Annotated in this window: 16 protein-coding genes and 1 tRNA gene; 11 read left to right on the top strand and 6 right to left on the bottom strand. The window is 56.2% G+C overall.

Annotation, left to right across the window (positions count from 1 at the left end; translation table 11 throughout):
• Positions 1 to 133 precede the first annotated feature (133 nt).
• On the bottom strand, positions 134 to 1114 hold the full coding sequence (locus F4V43_RS00855) for an aldo/keto reductase (protein WP_150456402.1): 981 nt from the start codon (positions 1112 to 1114) through the stop codon (positions 134 to 136).
• Positions 1115 to 1291: 177 nt separating this feature from the next.
• Positions 1292 to 2149 carry a hypothetical protein gene (locus F4V43_RS00850; RefSeq protein ID WP_150456338.1) on the bottom strand — a complete coding sequence of 286 codons (858 nt, stop codon included), beginning with the start codon at positions 2147 to 2149 and terminating at the stop codon, positions 1292 to 1294.
• Positions 2150 to 2476: 327 nt separating this feature from the next.
• On the opposite strand from F4V43_RS00850, the gene leuB reads away from it, so the two are divergent.
• The 4 genes from leuB to F4V43_RS00830 all read left to right on the top strand — a co-directional run bounded on the left by leuB (position 2477) and on the right by F4V43_RS00830 (position 6288).
• Entirely contained in the window at positions 2477 to 3565 is a 1089-nt protein-coding gene (leuB, locus tag F4V43_RS00845) for a 3-isopropylmalate dehydrogenase (protein WP_150456337.1), read from the top strand.
• Positions 3566 to 3649: 84 nt separating this feature from the next.
• Positions 3650 to 4189, top strand: coding sequence for a peroxiredoxin (locus F4V43_RS00840; protein WP_150456336.1), 540 nt, complete (start codon positions 3650 to 3652; stop codon positions 4187 to 4189).
• 224 nt (positions 4190 to 4413) lie between these two features.
• Positions 4414 to 4821, top strand: coding sequence for a hypothetical protein (locus F4V43_RS00835; RefSeq protein ID WP_150456335.1), 408 nt, complete (start codon positions 4414 to 4416; stop codon positions 4819 to 4821).
• Positions 4822 to 5184: 363 nt separating this feature from the next.
• Positions 5185 to 6288: an ATP-binding protein gene (locus F4V43_RS00830; protein ID WP_408638319.1), complete on the top strand. Its 1104-nt coding sequence runs from the start codon at positions 5185 to 5187 to the stop codon at positions 6286 to 6288.
• 70 nt (positions 6289 to 6358) lie between these two features.
• On the opposite strand, the gene F4V43_RS19545 is transcribed toward F4V43_RS00830, so the two are convergent.
• From F4V43_RS19545 to F4V43_RS00815, 4 genes are all read right to left on the bottom strand, one after another.
• A complete protein-coding gene (locus tag F4V43_RS19545; protein ID WP_191089418.1) occupies positions 6359 to 6499 on the bottom strand; it encodes a hypothetical protein in 141 nt (46 codons plus the stop codon).
• A 79-nt stretch (positions 6500 to 6578) separates the two neighbouring features.
• The gene (locus F4V43_RS00825) at positions 6579 to 6785 is read right to left on the bottom strand and encodes a FeoB-associated Cys-rich membrane protein (protein WP_150456334.1); all 207 of its coding nucleotides are present in this window, start codon (positions 6783 to 6785) and stop codon (positions 6579 to 6581) included.
• A 48-nt stretch (positions 6786 to 6833) separates the two neighbouring features.
• Positions 6834 to 8846 carry a ferrous iron transport protein B gene (feoB, locus tag F4V43_RS00820; RefSeq protein WP_150456333.1) on the bottom strand — a complete coding sequence of 671 codons (2013 nt, stop codon included), beginning with the start codon at positions 8844 to 8846 and terminating at the stop codon, positions 6834 to 6836.
• Complete coding sequence (locus tag F4V43_RS00815; RefSeq protein WP_191089417.1) at positions 8843 to 9085, bottom strand: ferrous iron transport protein A; 243 nt, start codon at positions 9083 to 9085, stop codon at positions 8843 to 8845. Before F4V43_RS00815 ends, feoB begins: the two co-directional genes overlap by 4 nt.
• 231 nt (positions 9086 to 9316) lie before the next feature.
• On the opposite strand from F4V43_RS00815, the gene F4V43_RS00810 reads away from it, so the two are divergent.
• The 7 genes from F4V43_RS00810 to F4V43_RS00780 all read left to right on the top strand — a co-directional run bounded on the left by F4V43_RS00810 (position 9317) and on the right by F4V43_RS00780 (position 17131).
• A complete protein-coding gene (locus F4V43_RS00810; RefSeq protein WP_150456332.1) occupies positions 9317 to 11428 on the top strand; it encodes a putative bifunctional diguanylate cyclase/phosphodiesterase in 2112 nt (703 codons plus the stop codon).
• Positions 11429 to 11482: 54 nt separating this feature from the next.
• A tRNA-Gly gene (locus F4V43_RS00805) sits at positions 11483 to 11553 on the top strand.
• A gap of 432 nt (positions 11554 to 11985) precedes the next feature.
• Entirely contained in the window at positions 11986 to 12657 is a 672-nt protein-coding gene (locus F4V43_RS00800; protein WP_150456331.1) for a response regulator transcription factor, read from the top strand.
• A complete protein-coding gene (locus tag F4V43_RS00795) occupies positions 12650 to 13795 on the top strand; it encodes a sensor histidine kinase (protein ID WP_150456330.1) in 1146 nt (381 codons plus the stop codon). The genes F4V43_RS00800 and F4V43_RS00795 overlap by 8 nt, the downstream gene beginning before the upstream one ends.
• Before the next feature lie 122 nt (positions 13796 to 13917).
• Complete coding sequence (locus F4V43_RS00790) at positions 13918 to 14853, top strand: ABC transporter ATP-binding protein (protein WP_150456329.1); 936 nt, start codon at positions 13918 to 13920, stop codon at positions 14851 to 14853.
• A gap of 9 nt (positions 14854 to 14862) precedes the next feature.
• The gene (locus tag F4V43_RS00785; RefSeq protein WP_150456328.1) at positions 14863 to 15981 is read left to right on the top strand and encodes an ABC transporter permease; all 1119 of its coding nucleotides are present in this window, start codon (positions 14863 to 14865) and stop codon (positions 15979 to 15981) included.
• A 1-nt stretch (position 15982) separates the two neighbouring features.
• A complete protein-coding gene (locus tag F4V43_RS00780; protein WP_150456327.1) occupies positions 15983 to 17131 on the top strand; it encodes an ABC transporter permease in 1149 nt (382 codons plus the stop codon).
• The last annotated feature ends 66 nt before the right edge of the window (positions 17132 to 17197 follow it).

Below are 17197 nucleotides of genomic sequence, written 5' to 3'. Positions count from 1 at the left end.
CCCAAAAAAAGACCTTCCGGTCTGCCCGATAATGCGGGCAGGCCGGAAGGTCTTCGTGCGTTCTGCGGATCTGCCGGGCGGAGGCTCCGCCGGCCGGGGCAAGACAGAGTCGCGCCCGGCGCGCCGGGCGTCTTTACCAGGCGTAGGCTTTGGGGGCGGCTCCGCCGGGCCCCGGGAAGATCTCGTCCAGTCGCTGCAGCGTCGGCCCGTCCAGCGTCACTTCGAGCGCGCGAAGCGAGCTCTCGAACTGCTCCAGCGTCCGCGGCCCGATGATTGGCGCGGTAACGGCCGGGTTGGCCAGCAGCCAGGCCAAGGCCACCGTATCCTGCGGCTCGCCGAGTTCCTGGCAGAGCGAGGCGAACTGCTCGAGCTGCGCCTTGTGCTGCTCAATCCGGTCGGTGTCGCCGCCGCTGCGGCTGCCTTTGATCTTCAGCAGCGCATTGCGGCCGAGCAGACCGCCGTCCAGCGGGCTCCACGGGATAACGCCGAGGCCCAGGCTCTGGGCCGCCGGAAGCACCTCAAGCTCCGGCAAGCGGCAGGTAAGGCTGTATTTGTGCTGTTCCGAGACCAGCCCGAAGAAGCCGCGGGCTTTCGCTTCGCCTTGAGCGACCGCAATATCCCAGCCGGCAAAATTGCTGGAGCCGACGTAGCCGATTTTCCCCTGGCTGACCGCAAGCTCGAACGCTCCCCACAGCTCGTTCCAGGACACGCCGCGATCCACGTGGTGCATCTGGTACAGCTCGATGTGGTCCGTCTGCAGCCGCTTCAGGGAAGCGTCGAGATGGCGGCGGATGATATAGGAGGACAGTCCTTGCTCGTCATTCGGTCCATCCAGCTTGTCATTCATTTGGCCGTAGACTTTCGTCGCCAGCACGACCCGCTCCCGGCGGCCTCCGCCCTGCTGGAACCAGCGTCCGATAATGCTCTCCGTCAGGCCGCTGTTCTCGCCCCAGCCGTACACATTGGCGGTATCAAAAAAGTTGATGCCCGCATCCAGAGCGGTATCCATAATGCGAAAAGCTTCCTTCTCGTCCGTAATCGGACCGAAATTCATCGTGCCCAGACACAGACGGCTGACGTTCATCCCCGATTTCCCCAGCTTGGCATACTGCACGATTGGATCACTCTCCCGCTTCATAATGAGATGCTTGTTCCATTGAAACGCTTACTTAATAATTGTAAAGGACTTAAGATTCAATAGCAAATAAGAGCGCAATCTGAAGCTTTGTCCAGAATTCTGGGCAAAGAAAAAACCTCTGCCGGCCGCGAGGCTGACAGAGGTTCCGGGTTTCTATTGAATTTTCTGGATGGTTGAGATTGTAAGCAGAGTAGCGTTGGTCGTTCCGCCGCTCACATTATCGAAGGAATAGGAGGCAGTCGGCACGCCGCGAAGCCGGACGAGATCATCTTCCAGAATATCGCCGGTCGATCCGGCATAAATGCCTGTAATCGAGTTGAAATTGTCGTCTACAATGTGGACATAAGCTACTGTTCCGATGTCCGTCTCCGTTTCCTCGATGCTGATGACATCTCCGGTTATGGAAATCATTTTTCCGAGGTAAGGTGTAATGTTTTTCTGGAGGTGCTTGGAGGTTACGTTAGGATCGGCAGAGGTCTGCGCAGCCTGTTTGGCTTCTGGAGTTACGGCCGGGAACAAGTCGGAGTGATCAAAGATATATTGGTAGGTTTGTACATCCAGTTCAGCCATATCATCGGTAATCGAAGGCACGATGGTTAACATATAATCCGCAAATTTCGATTTCTCTGCTGTCGCCTGCGCTTCCTCCGCCTCCTTTTGTTGCTGCTCGGCTGCGATTCTGGCTTCCTCGATTTCCTTAGCTTTCTTATCCGCTTCCTCTTTTTTTACGAGTTCTGCCTGGGCCTTCTCATCTTCTGTCGGCTGGGAGACTGCCGGAGACGGGGCGGCCGTTTCAGCAGCGGTTGCCGCCGGAGCGGCGCTTGGAGTACCAGCGGCTTCCGTGTCTTTCGTATCGGTACTGGCGGCGCCGATGATCATAATGACAAAAGCGGCGGCCGCAATAATAAAGTTTCTTTTTGCCGTTCCATGCTTACGAATCACGGAGACGAGACCTAGGATTAAAAAGACGACCGTCCCGACAAATCCGATGACTGCAAGAGCTGTCCACATACCAAATCCCCCTGTAATGTAATAAAAATCCCTGCTCTTCTATTATCAGGTTTTACCGAGAGAAATGAAGTGACGTTTTTAACCCTGGATCGATCAAATTCGACGTTATTTTACAGATGGTTTGAATCTTTGAAAGCGTTGCTTCAATAAATAAAAAATGGAATGGCTAGTTGGCTGACTTTATTGTTCCAGGAAGCTACCTTATAGGCTATCCCTATTAACTTGATAGATTCTATATCTTTGTCGTATGGGTGAAGGTATGATACAACAATAGAAGATGAATAGGCCGCCGAGGTGGCGGGATCCCCCCTGAGGAGTGACGACAAAATGAGCGAAGTGAAGAAGATTGCAGTGATAGCCGGAGACGGAATCGGACCGGAAGTAGTGGCCGAAGCGGAGAAAATCTTAAAGGTAACCGAGGAGGTGTTCGGCTACCGGTTCGAGACCGAGCATGCCTTGTTCGGCGGCATCGCGATTGACGAGCGGGGAACGCCGCTGCCGGAGGATACGCTTGCGGTCTGCCGCAGCGCCGACGCGGTGCTGCTGGGCGCCGTCGGCGGCCCGAAGTGGGACAGCAATCCGAAGGAATTGCGGCCGGAGACGGGCCTGCTCGGCATCCGCAAGGCGCTCGGGCTGTTCTCCAACCTGCGTCCTGCCGTTGTCTTTGACTGCTTGAAGGACGCTTCCACACTGAAGCCCGAAGTGCTGGAAGGAACGGACCTCATGGTCGTGCGTGAACTGACCGGCGGCATCTACTTCGGCGAGAAGCTTCGCCGGCAGGGCGAGCAGGGCGAGGAAGCGGTCGATACCTGCGTCTACAACGTGACCGAAGTGGAGCGCATTGTCCGGCAGGCGTTCGAGATCGCCGGCAAGCGCCGGAACAAGCTGGCTTCCGTGGATAAAGCCAATGTGCTGGAGACCTCCCGCCTGTGGCGCGAAGTTGTCAACCGGGTGGCGGCGGATTACCCGCAGGTGGAGCTGGAGCATGTGCTGGTCGATAACTGCGCCATGCAGCTTCTGCGCCGCCCATCGAGCTTCGATGTCATCGTAACGGAGAATATGTTCGGCGACATTCTCAGCGATGAAGCGGCGATGCTGACCGGATCAATCGGCATGCTGGCTTCGGCTTCGCTCGGCGAAGGCAGCTACGGGCTGTACGAGCCGGTTCACGGCTCCGCGCCGGATATTGCCGGTCAGGGGCTGGCGAATCCGATTGCAACCATCCTCTCGCTGGCCTTGATGTTCCGCTTGACCTTCGGATATGAAGGAGCCGCAGCGGCGATTGAGTCGGCGGTAGCGGAAGTGCTGAACGCCGGACACCGGACCAGCGATATTGCGGTGTACAAGAGCCGGGCGATCTCGACGGCCGCCATGGGCGATCTGATTGCCGAAGCGGTCCGCAAGGCGCGGCATTGACTTTGATTTTCCCGAGTGATACGATTTGTTCAGCTATGGGAGGAGTACTCTCTTTCTCGCTAAATTGAAGGAGGATTACTTGCAATGGCTGAACGCATGGTAGGCAGACCGGCACCGGATTTCAAGCTGGAGACCGTTTCGGGCGACGGCAGGGAGTTCAAATGGGTCAGCCTCTCCGATTACCGGGAGAAGTGGCTGGTGCTGTTCTTTTATCCGCTCGATTTCACCTATGTATGTCCGACCGAAATCCGGGCGCTGAGCGAAGCGGCCGGGCAATTCTCCGATTTGGACACCGAGCTTCTGGCCGTCAGCGTGGACTCGGTTCATTGTCACCGGGCGTGGATACAGACGCCGGAAGAGCGCGGCGGCCTCGGGCCGATCCGCTTCCCGCTTGCTTCTGACATTACGAAGAAGACGGTATCTGACTACAATATTCTTCTGGAAGAAGAAGGGGTGGCCCTGCGGGGATTGTATATCATTGATCCGGACGGCATTCTGAAATATGAACTGGTTCATCATAATGATGTCGGCCGAAGCGTAGAAGAGACGCTCCGTGTGCTCCAGGCTCTCCAAGCCGGCGGGCTGTGTCCCATGGACTGGCGGCCGGGAGACGCCCTGCTCTGAACGGCCGCTCTGACGGGCCGAATCCGTATCTATTTCTTGCATTTCCAGCCTCCTTCACAGCCGGCAAGACGGAAGGAGGCTTTTTGTATCCGGAAGATCCTCTTTTCGTTTGAAATTGGGCAGGGCGGTTGATATAATCCTTACAAGCCATCAGGAATCTCTGACTAACGGGCATAATACACTAATACGAAACCATCGAATTTGACCAAGGAGGGTGAACAAGCATGAGTTATTGCTGTGGAGCGAGTATGGTAGGTACCAAAGGGACGCTGAAGCATTATCGTACGCATGTCCATAATGTTCCCCTGCTTTTTTGCCCGGTCTGCCACCGGGTGGAGGTTCATTACAAGGTGGAGAACGAATATGAGATTCTGGCTGAATATGCGCATGGCGACGGCGTTACCGACGTCGACTTCCAGGACTATGTCATGGAAGATGAGGAATCGATCTTCGAGAATGTGGTGAACATGGAGAGCGAGGATGCTCTGGCCATTATTCAGAACCAGATCGATATGGCGCTGGATCTGCTGGGCGTTGCCAAGCAGCTGGAGGATGCCAAATGGGAGCGCGAGCTTAAGAAGAGACTGGCCGTTATGAGCCAGCGGAAGCTCCGTCTCCAGCAGAAAGCCTGACCCGGGCCGTCAAGCCTCTTCCGATATAATTTCAGGTCTCCGCAGCAAGTGCGGAGGCCTTATTTGTTAGGGAAGCATAACCCGACAAAGGAGGGAGAACCCTCCTGTCTGAAATCGAACTAAAGAATCATTTTATAAGCGGATGTGTCATTCGACAGTTTCTCCGGTTGCGAAATTCGATTTGATTGGATATGATTGGAATATAGTTGGAAGGGTTGGATAAAATAAATCCTGTGCGGCGTTTATCCCGGCTTCATCATATGCTTAACGGTCTCAAGGGAACAACATCGTTTGATGCGGCTGAACTGCTTACTGATCAGTAGTCCTGCTTCGTCAAATTCAGTTGAAGGGGGAACTTGCATCGTGTTTCACGAAATTCAGGAGAGTCAGCTAACATCGCTTCGAATGTTCCAATTCGGGTCCATGAACAGTATATACAAGAATATTCTGGAGCAAATAGACAGCGGCGTTATGTTGTTTGATGAGGAAGGCACCCTTGCATTTATGAATGCGCAGATGTACGGTATGCTCGAAATGCAGCGCTACGACTTGACCGGGTATTCCTGTGTGCAGATGTTGAATCACACCTCGTTCAGCCGCTATAAGAAGAAGCAGCTTCTTCGACTCTACCGTGAGACGGTCTACAAAGGGAAAACTTCGCATGAATTTATGGACGAGTACGGCCGCTACTGGAAAGTCACGGCTTCGTACGGCGAGAAGATGAACGGATACTATTTGTTTGTGGCTAAGGAAATCTCCGATTATAAGCAGATCGAACAGACGGCCTATCAGAATGACAACCTGGCTATGCTGGGCAAGCTGTCTGCGTCCATAGCCCATGAAATCCGAAATCCGCTGACGGCGATCAGAGGGTTTATTCAACTGCTCCGTCCCCACCTTCAAGGATTGGGCAAAGAAGAGTATGCCAAGATTATTCTGTCCGAGATTGATCGGGCCAACGATATTATCCATGAATTCCTGAGTTCCTCCAAACCTACTCCTCCCCAGGTAGCCATCATTCCGGTGTCGGCGCTGTTGAAAGAAGTCGTGCTGTTAACCGAAAGCGAAGCCCTGATGACCGGCTGCCAAATCAACCTCCACGCGCCCCATGCCGATCTGACTGTATCCGTTGATGTGAAACAAATGAAGCAGGTTCTTCTCAATATGATTAGAAATGCAATGGAAGCGGTTTCAGATAAGGAAAGCCATACTGGCGGACGAATCGAGCTGGGAGCGCGCCGCGATGGAACCAGTGTCCGCATCTTTGTTTCGGACAATGGCAAGGGGATGGACAGCTGCACGATGGACCGTCTGTTCAATCCCTTCTTCACGACCAAGGATACCGGAACGGGACTGGGATTATCGGTAAGCGAGCGGATTGTCAAGAATCACGGGGGAACGATTTCAGTTACCAGCCAATTGAATGAAGGAACGAGCTTTGTCATTTCGCTGCCGCTGATCCAGTAGCGCATGGCTAAGCCTGACATGAAGAAACCGGAGACTCCGAGAGGAGCTCCGGTTTCTTTTGCATCTGGTGTCAAACGTTGCTGCGTTTCGATTTAACCTGATCCATAAAAGACTGGAAGCCGCCCATTACTTTGCTGCGGGCATCCTTGTTCTTCAGCAGGTAGGCCGCTCCCAGGGCGGCGGTCGTCAGAAGCGTTTTTCTCGTGTTCATGATGAATTCCTCCTTGGAATGATAGGCTCGTTGCTTATCCTTTACATAACCTTGTCCCGGAGAATTCAAACATCGGAAGCTACGCCTCGCGTCCGTAAGGACTTCCCGGTGCAGGCCCGGATCCGGACGGTCCGCAGCAGGAGAGGGAGGATGAAGAGGCGGCAGGACAAGTCTTGCTCTTGTCGCAGCCGGCACAGGCTCCCTTCTTGCTCTTCTGAATATGGCGGTAGAGTACCCAGGCTGTATAGCCGAAGATAGCTGCAACAATCAATAGATTCACGAACATGCGGTTGCCTCGCTTTCTGTAGAGAGAGACCTCAGGCGGCCCCGAAGACTAGACCCAGCCCAGCAGCCGGCCCCCTTGATAAATGACCAGCGACACCAGATAGGCCAGAATCAGCGAATACCCCATAGCGAAGAAGGTCCACTTCCAGGAGGCGGTCTCCTTCTTGATTACGCCGACGGTGGCCAGACAAGGAACATAGAGCAGGATGAATGCCATGAAGCTGACGGCGCTGAGCGGAGTGAAGATCTGGGCAAGCTGTCCTTGAAGGCCGGCATCATCCGCCGTGTGATAAATAATGCTCATGGTCGATACGACCACTTCCTTGGCGAGGAAGCCGGGAACGAGCGTGGAACCTGCCTGCCAAGTGCCGAAGCCAAGCGGCTGAAGCAGCGGGGCAATCCAGCCTCCGAATTTGGCCAGATAGCTGTGATCCATATCTGTATTCAGACCGCCAGGCCCGGTGTAGGACATGACCCAGATCAGAACCGAACCGGCCAGGATGATTGTTCCGGCTTTCTTCAGGAAGCCTTTTCCCTTGTCCCAAGTGCTGCGCGACAGCGTCTTGGCCTGCGGAAGCCGGTAAGGAGGAAGCTCGATAACGAATACCGAGCTCTCATTCTGGAACAGGAGCTTGGAGAACAGCTTGCAGAGCAGCAATGCCAGCGCGATGCCCAGACCGTACATGGCAAAGATGGCGGCCGCTTGGCGTTCCGGGAAGAACACGGCAGCGAACAGAACATAGACCGGCAGGCGCGCCGAGCAGGACATCAGCGGAAGCAGAAGCGTCGTCAGCATCCGGTCCTTCGGCTGCTCGATGCTGCGGGCCGCCATAATGGCCGGAACATTGCAGCCGAAGCCGATGATGAACGGAATGAACGCTTTGCCGTTCAGTCCCATGCGTTCCATGATGCTGTCCATCAGCAGGCAGACGCGCGCCATGTACCCGGAATCCTCGATGAATGAAATAATCAGAAAGAGAATGAACATTTGCGGGATAAAGACGACCACTCCGCCGACGCCGCCGATAATTCCGTCAATAATCAGGTCATGGGTAAAAGAAGAAGCCGAAACGGCGGTTAGCGCGGAATCGGCCCAGCCGCTCAACGTTCCGCCGATGAACCCGTCCACCAGATCGGACAGGGGAGCGCCGATCCAGTCGAAGGTGCTTTTGAACAGCACATACATGAATACCAGGAACAGCGGCAATCCGAGATAACGGTGCGTGAGCAGCGCGTCGAGCTTCTCCGTCAGGTTGGACGGCTTGGCATGGGACAGATCCACGGCTTCCTGGACGACGGAGCGGATGAACTCCATCCGGGTCGAACGAATCCACTGGGGAAGCGTAAGAGCGAGACTGCTCCGCTGAAGCTCGCGCTGGCACTGGTCCACGATTCCCCGGATCTTCCCAAGGTCCGTCTGACGGGCCAGATGCTGAGTAATCACTTGATTCTGCTCCAACAGTTGAAGGGCGGTCCACCGGAGATTCGGCAGCCGGTGCTGGGAACGAAGCTCCTGCTCAATCGCGGCAATGGCTTGTTCGACTAGAGCGCCATAGTCCAGCCGGAAGGCGACCGTGGGAATGGCAGCGGATTGCTCCAGCGTCGCCAACACCTGGCTGGCGCCTTTGCCTGTGCGCGCCACGAGCGGAAATACCGGAACACCGAGCCTGCGATGCAGGACGCCCGTATCAATCTCGATTCCCCGGGCTGCGGCCACATCGACCATATTCAGTCCGAGAACGGCCGGCTTGCCGTATTCCAGCAGCTGAACGGTCAACAGCAGATTGCGTTCCAGCTGAGAGGCGTCCACGATATTGATCAGTGCCTCCGGCGACTCCTCCATTAAATACCGGGCGGCCACGCCTTCGTCCTTGGAGAGCGGATGGAGCGAATAAATGCCGGGAAGGTCAATGAGCTGTCCGGCGCCGTTCTTGAGACTGCCGATCTTCTTCTCGACCGTGACGCCCGACCAGTTGCCGACGTATTCGTAGGAGGAAGTCAGGGTGTTGAAGAGCGAAGTTTTGCCTGTATTGGGATTGCCGACAAGAGCAATTGAACTCATGATACCTTCACCTCAATTAAGGAAGCTTCTCTCCGGCGGATCGCGAACAGCTGACCGTTGCATTCCAGAGTCACCGGCCCGTGAAAAGGTCCCATCCCCTTCAACCGAACCTGCGCGCCTTCCATAATTCCAAGATCCTCCAGCCTGCGGCGAAGCACGGGATTCATTCCTTTGATCGTATGAATGGAACCGGCGGAACCCGGATGCAAGTGCAGCAGGGAGCAGACAGAAGATCTCAAGATAATCCCTCCGATAGAGATTGATAATCAATCTCAATGATTTGTTTGTAACTTAGCATAATTTAAAATTTTAAGCAGTGATATATATCACAGTAAATAACCGGAGAGGAGCGGCAGATTTGCATTTTTAAGAGTCAGGTGTAACGGTTCGGGGGGCTCTGTCCGATATTGTACATAGGCATTAGAGATCGTGGACCTACTATACCATCATACGATGAACGTGAGGGGCTTATGAAATCGGAGAAAAGAAAGATCGTTCAAGCCATGGCCGGAGGCGTTCTGCTGTATGCAATCATCCAGACTATGCATTCCGCTCTGGCCCGGAATATAAATAAGGAAGTGTTGCTCACCCTGCTTCAGATTGGAAGCTGGTGCACGGTAGCCTTCGCCTTTGCCGTGTTCGTACAGGGAAGGCTGCTGGTATCACGGCGCATGACAAGAGAGAGAACGGGATTATCAGCCTTGTTCTTCGGACTGTTCCTGCTTGACTTTGCGTACACGCTGAGTCTGTCCGGAAGTCCGAACCGGAGCGTCATTTCAGCCGATGCGGGATCTTGGCTGCTGCCGGTATCCCGGCTTACGGCAACGGGAGGGCTGTTCCTCCTCTATAGCAGAAGAAAAGCGGGGGCCGTACATAAAGAAGCAGTTCCGGCATTCGTACGCGCCTCGGCCGGCGCGGCCGCAGCCATTGCGCTGTGTCTGCTTCTGGCGGTTCAGGAGGTTGCCTGGGGGAACGGGGTAAAACTTGGTCTCCATACGCTTGCCCTATTGGCGGCGGCCCCCGCAATTCTCGCCATTCTTCGTTCGGACAGCATGGAACCCGGGAGCCTGGGGGCTATGCTGCCCCGCTCGCTCTTCCTGCTGGGAAGCGGACAATTGTTCCTGCTCCGTTCTACGGGAGAACAGGACCCCAATCTCCTGGTGGGGCTTCTTCTGGGGATGGCCGGCTATGCCGCCATTCTTGTCGGTGTCTTCCGGAAGCTGGATGAGGAAGAACCGAAGCGGGAGCGGGAAGAGATCGAAGCCCAATTGAACTATCTCGTCTACCACGACGAGCTGACCGGTCTCGCTAACCGCCGCAAGCTTCTGCAACGGCTCAGTTATATGATCGGCCTGCACCAGAAGAATGAAATCGAGGGTTTCTCGGCTCTTGCTATCCTGAATATCAATCACTTCAAGAATATCAACGATTCTCTGGGACACCAGATGGGAGACCGGCTGCTTCAGCTGGTGGCCGAACGGCTGGGAACAAGCCTGGTGCTTGGAGAAGAACTGTTCAGCATGGGAGGCGACGAGTTCGCGCTCCTGATGATGGATTGCCCCAATCTGAACGAATGCACCGACCGGGCCCAGGAGCTGCGGCGGCTGTTCGATAAGCCTCTGGAGCTGGATGCGGGCGAGTATCATATCTCGCTGAGCGTCGGACTTGCGATCTATCCGGGAGACGGAGAGACCGCTGAACAGCTGGTGCAGAGCGCGGATACGGCTGTGCACCATGCCAAGGAACAGGGCAAGGAATGCACCCGGTTCACGCCTTCCATGCAGATGAAAGCTTCCGAGAAGCTGAAGATGGAGAACGATCTGCGGCGGGCTCTGGAGCGGAACGAATTCTATCTGCTCTACCAGCCGCAGGTACGTCTGGAGACGCAGGAGATCGTTGGCATGGAGGCCCTGCTGCGTTGGAATCATCCGAAGCGGGGATTGGTGTCGCCGGTTGAGTTCATTCCCGTCGCAGAGGAGAGCGGCCTGATTGTTCCGATCGGCGAGTGGGTGCTGCAGACGGCCTGCTTGCAGAACAAGGAATGGCAGAAGGCCGGGTACAAGCCGATCTGCGTGTCGGTGAACCTGTCGATGCGGCAGTTTCTTCAACCCAATCTGGCGGGGAAAATCGGGAGGTATCTGGAGGAGATCGAACTGGACCCGAAATTCGTCGATCTGGAAATTACCGAGAGCATGACGCTTGACCGCGAGATGGCGTTCGATCAGCTCCAGCGGCTGAAGGCGCTGGGAGTCGGCATCAGCATCGACGATTTCGGAACCGGCTACAGCTCCCTCCATTACCTGAAGAACATGCCGATTGACCGTCTGAAGATCGACCGCTCCTTCGTCTCCGAGGTAATGGAGGACAGCAACAACGCGGCGATCGTCTCCACGATCACCTCAATGGCGCATCATTTGAAGCTGAAGGTGACGGCCGAAGGCGTGGAGAACGAGGAACAGATGAACTTCCTGAACGAGCAGCAGTGCCACGAGGCGCAGGGCTACTTGTTCAGCAGACCGATTCCGGCCGAGGAATTCGAGGCTTCCTTTCTGCAGCGGAATCTAATGCCGCTGCCGCTGTAGTTCATTGCCTTTTACGGATTCCGGTGGTACAATGAGCCTTGAACTTGAGTACCCGCGGGTGTAGTTCAATGGTAGAACTCCAGCTTCCCAAGCTGGTAGCGTGGGTTCGATTCCCATCACCCGCTTTGCTCAGAAACATGTATAGCCCTTGCTGCGCAAGGGTTTTTCTATATCTTCCGGCAAGAATCGCAGAGTGTGGCGGTCAGGCGAAACGTAAGCTTCCCGATGCCGTATAAGAGGGTGAAGGGCATGATTCCTCCGAAGGACAGGTGATCCTCGTGTCAGCAATTCTGGAGTTTTTTCTGGACCTCATATTGGACACCGTTTGGGAGAATCGCAGGAAGAAGAAGAAGTGAAGACAGCCGTTCAGACGGTTAAGAAGAAGCTGACCCCGGCCGGGGTCAGCTTCTTCTGGTATTAAAGGCCGGAGTGATACTTCATTCAGCGTTTGTCGGCTTTGGAAGATGAAGGTGGCATACATTCGCCGCCCTCTATTGGAAAATTCATTCGCCTCGTTTATCCTTAGAGCAGAAAGCTTGAAGAGGGGACGAAGAAGCATGAAGATCCGAGTGCTGATCGCGGACGACAATTCCTTCATCCGGGAAGGGATGAAGATTATTTTGTCCAGCTTCGGCGAGTTTGAAGTGGTCGGCACCGTGGAGGACGGGGAAGCGGCGGTCCGATACTGCCGGGACCATCCCGGCGGAGTGGATATAGCGCTCCTGGACGTGCGGATGCCCGGCATGAGCGGCGTGGAGGCGGCAGGGATTCTTACCCGGGAGACCGAAGTGAAGCCGCTGATGTTGACAACGTTCGACGACGATGCGTTCATTCTGGAGGCGGTGAAATCGGGGGCGTGCGGCTACCTGTTGAAGAACAATGAGCCGGAGCGCATTCGTGACGCGCTGAGAAGCGTCTACCACGGACATCATGTGCTCCAGGATGTAGCGCTCGATAAAATCAAGGCGGCCCTCGAGCCGGCCCGCGAAGGAATGACCGCTTCGGCTCTGCCGCCGATTGACCGCAGCCTGTTCACGGAGCGGGAGCTGGAGATTATGGCGCAGATCGCCATGGGTCAATCCAACAAAGGCATCTCGCGCAAGCTGTTCATCTCCGAGGGGACGACGGCCAATTATATCACGTCGATTCTCAACAAGACGGGGCTGCAGCACCGGACCCAAATCGCCATCTACTACCTGACGGGAGAGGCGCGGCTGTCCGATGAATAAGGCGCTGAACCGGGAGTCGGAGCCTTGGATGATGGGCGGCAAGGCGGCGGTGTTGCTGTATGTCATCTCGGAGACGTACTTCGGAACGGAGACGCCGGGAAGAAGCTGGCTGTTGCTGGCTTATCTGATCTATCTGGCGCTGAATATCGCCATACCGTGTATTCCGTATCTGCCTGCCCGCCTCCTGCTGTCGGGCTTCTCGGCTGCGGCGTCGGCCATGGCCGCCCTGCGGCTGGACCCGCTCTTTGCCCTGCTGATTCCCTTCAACCTGCTGGAGCTGGCCGCTGCCTCCAGGCGGCCGGTTCTGGGTGCCGTTGTTCTGACCGCCGTGCCTGTGTTCCTGCTTCCCGCCGGCCCAAGACCGCTCGTTCTCCTGACGGGAGCGCTGGCGCTGCTGCTGGAGCAGGGGCTGCGTTCGCTCTCGTTCCGCCTCATGCGGCTGGAGGAGCGGGAAGACCGGCTGAAGCGCGATCTTGAGCGGGTAACGCGTTCCCTGCATGAGAACCGGGAGCATCTCCGCCAATCGGAGTATACCTTCAAGCTGGAGGAACGCAACCGGCTGTCCCAGCAGATCCACGATGAGCTCGGACATGCCATGGCGGGAGCCCTGATTCAAATGGAGGCCGCCCGCAGTCTGCTGCAGTCCAATCCTGCGAAGTCGGGCGAACTGCTGGGCAATGCCATTGCCATTTCGCGCGAGGGTCTGGAGCAGATTCGGCTGACGCTGAGAAGCAACAAGCCGCAGCCCGAAGAGATCGGCATTCACCGGCTCCGCCTGCTGCTGGAGGAGCTGTCGTTCAATCAGGATATCTCGGCAACGCTGTCCCATTCCGGCGATCTGGAGATGGTAACGTCCCTTCAATGGAATGTGATCGCTCAAAATACGACCGAGGCGGTAACCAACGCGCTGAAATACAGCGGGGCGTCTTCCCTGCATCTGGAGATACAGGTGCTCAACCGCTTCGTCAAAGCGGTGGTGACCGACAACGGCCGGGGAGCCGGAACGATTGCCAAGGGGCTAGGCATTCGGGGAATGGAAGAGCGCGCCGCCCGGTGCGGCGGCACGGTTATCGCAGACGGCTCCCGGGGCTTCCGGGTGACGACGCTGCTTCCCATCGGCCAGGATGCGGTGCTGTGAATATTCTCATGAGCCCGGCATGAAGAATCTCATGCGACAGAGATGAACTTATACACTGATATAAGTTCATCTTTTTTTTGTACAATGAGAGCGTGAACTTACATCCGAACGGAGTGAAAGCAATGAACGTGCTGGAAATCAGGAATCTGACGAAGAAATTCGGCGAAGTGACCGCGGTCGACAACCTCAGCCTGAATGTGCGGGAAGGCGAAATATTCGGCTTCCTGGGCGCGAATGGAGCGGGAAAAAGCACGGTCATCCATATGGTCGCCTCGCTGCTGCGGGCGACGCAGGGCAGCATTGAAGTTCTGGGCAAGGACCTGGCGAAGCATCGGCGTTTCGCCAAGCTGAACATCGGCATTGTGCCGCAGGACATCGCCATCTACGAGGAAATGACCGCTTACGAGAACGTCTCGTTTTTTGCCGGATTATACGGCCTGCGGGGGAATGAGCTGAGAGAGCGGAGCGAAGAAGCGCTGGAGTTCGTCGGTCTGGGCGACAAGCGGAAGGAGTTCCCGAAGAATTTCTCGGGCGGGATGAAACGTCGGCTGAATATTGCTTGCGCCATCGCCCACCGGCCGAAGCTGATTATCATGGATGAACCGACCGTCGGCATTGATCCGCACTCGCGCAATTATATTCTGGAGTCGGTCCGCAAGCTGAACGCCATGGGCTGCACAATTATATACACGAGTCATTACATGGAAGAGGTAGAGGAAATCTGCACCCGCATTGTCATCCTGGATCATGGCAAAATCATTGCAGAAGGCACCAAGGATCAGCTCAAGTCGATCATTACCGACACCAAAGAAATCTGGATCGGCGTCAGAAATGCAGAAGAGCTGAATCTGGAGCCTTACCGGCAGCTCCCCGGCATCATGACCGTCAAAATGGCGGACGGCGTACTCCAGATTGTCTCCCGGGCCGAAATCGGCAACCTCAATCTGATCTTGCAGCGGCTGCTCCAGGACGGCGCGGAGATCCGCTCGGTCGATGAACAGGCGCCCAATCTGGAGACGGTGTTCCTGACGCTCACCGGCCGCAATCTGCGGGACTAGGAGGAAGGCATGAATATACTAGCGATAGCCTGGAGACAAATCAGAGCCACCCTGCGTGACCGGACCGCCTTTGTGTTTATGCTCGCTTTTCCCATCGTGCTGATGCTGATTCTGGGTACGGCGCTGAGCAATGCATTCAGCAGCGGCATCGAGATGGATACCGTGTCGCTGACCTACAGCAGAACGGCGCAGAATCCCGGCCTGTTGAAGGCCTGGGACCAGTTCGAGAACCAGCTTCGGAAGCAGAAGGTGAAGCTGACGGCAGCCGCGGATCCTGAACAGGCACGAAAGGCGGTACAGGAAGGCCGGTACAGCGCCTATGCGGAAATCGGCGACAAGGGAATCCGGTTCTATGGAGAGAATTCCATCGAGTCCACCGTTGCCCAGGGGATGCTGACCGTGTTCGCGGATAAATACAATCTGGCGGCCGCCGTCATGAAGAACAAGCCGGAGCGCGCAGAGGCGATTCTGGCAGGCGCCGGCGGGGAAGCAAGCTTCATCCGGGAGACTTCGATCGCCTCGGACAAGAAGCCGGACTCGCTCGATTATTATGCGATGGCGATGTCCACCATGACGGCCTTCTATGCCTGCATGTCTGCCAGCAATCTGCTGAGCGGGGAGCGGTCCCGCCGGACCTCGATCCGTCTGATGGCGGCGCCGGTATCGCGGGCGGAGATTTTTACCGGCAAAGTGCTCGGCAATACGCTGATTAACTGCATCTTTGTCCTGACCGTATTTGCAATCAGTAAATGGGGCTTCGGCGCGGATTGGGGACAGCGGACCGGTATGGTTCTGGGAGTGCTGTTCACCGAGGTGCTTCTGGCCGTCAGCATCGGGCTGGGCTGCAGCTTTCTCTTCAAAGACAATACCGGAACGACGGTAGCGCTGATTCTGACCCAGTTCATTTCCTTCTTCGGCGGCGCCTATTTCCCGCTGGGGCAGATGGGCGGCTGGATGAACATCGTCTCCGGGCTGTCGCCCCTGCGATGGGCGAATCAGGCTCTGACCGGCTTGATCTATGAGCACAGCGCTTCGGAAGCGGTGCAGGCGATGGGTCTGAATATCGGAATTGCGCTCCTGCTGCTGCTCTTAGCCGCCGGTTCGCTGCAGAGAAGGGAGGAACTGTGAGATGAGAGAGACGTTATGGCTGCTTCGCCGCAGCTTCCTCAATACTTTCCGGAATCCCCGGAAATGGATGATCTATGTGCTGATTCCGCTGGCGGCTTCGCTGCTGTCCATGTCCCTCTACAGCAGCAGCGGCGAGACCGTCCGAATTGGTGTCGTCAACCAGGACGGAAGCGGTAGAATTGCCCGGGATACGGTGAACTTCCTGAGAGGACTTCAGCAGGTGAAGGTAACCGAGAACACCTCGGCGGATGCGGCGAAAAAAGATCTGGCAGCCGCCCGTCTGGATGCGGTGCTGGTTCTGAAATCCGGCTTCTCCGCAGACGTCCGCGCCGGAGAGCCGCAGGGCATCGAGCTAATGTCGGTCAAGGGGGCGGAGGCTACCTTGTTCGTGAAGTCGATGCTGGAGAGTTATCTCGCGAGCGCCGCTTCCATCGGCCGCTCGGTGCAGGGAGACGATGCCGCCTTTGAAGCCGTCTATGGCGATTACAGCAGCCAGAGTTACCGGCTTGAGGCCGCGAAGCTCAAGGATAAATCGCATTACAAGGATATAACGAACCAGGCGCTTGGTTTCATCATCATGCTGATGATGTTCTCGGCGGTCAGCATGTCGGAACTGCTGCTGAAGGAGAAGGAGGAGCGGACCTTCCTGCGGCTCATGGCCTCGCCCGTCAGCTCCCGGAATTATGTGCTGGCGAACATTCTGGTCAGCATTTCGGTCCTGCTGGTTCAGGCGACGGCCACGCTGCTGTTCCTGAAGGGCGTGCTGAAGATCGACTCCGGCGTGCCGTTCTTCCAGATGCTGGCCGTGCTGATGCTGTTCGCTCTCAGTGCCATCGGCCTGTCCTTGGCAATTGTCTCTTTCTCCAAGAACCGCAACGTCTCGGGTGCGCTGCAGAATATCATTGTTACCCCGACCTGCCTGCTCGCCGGCTGCTTCTTCCCGATCGAGGTGATGCCGGATACGATCCGCAGGATCGGCAGCTTCGTGCCCCAGCGCTGGCTGCTGACGACCATCGAGCAGCTTCAGAAGGGACATTCGCTCGGAAGCCTCTGGCTGAATCTGGCGATTCTGCTGGCGTTCGCCGCCGTCTTCTCGCTGATTGCCGTCTACCGGTTCGGAAGAAACAACGATACGCGGATGTTCGTATAAGCGAAGGCTCGTCTAAAAGAAAGGGGCTGTCTCAAAAGGGTCATAAAATGATCTGAGAGACAGCCC

This window comes from Paenibacillus spiritus, assembly GCF_008710135.1.
Lineage (GTDB): Bacteria > Bacillota > Bacilli > Paenibacillales > Paenibacillaceae > Paenibacillus_AQ > Paenibacillus_AQ glufosinatiresistens.
The sequence above is the reverse complement of the archived record's forward strand: the minus strand, read 5'-3'. Positions and strand labels throughout refer to the sequence as shown.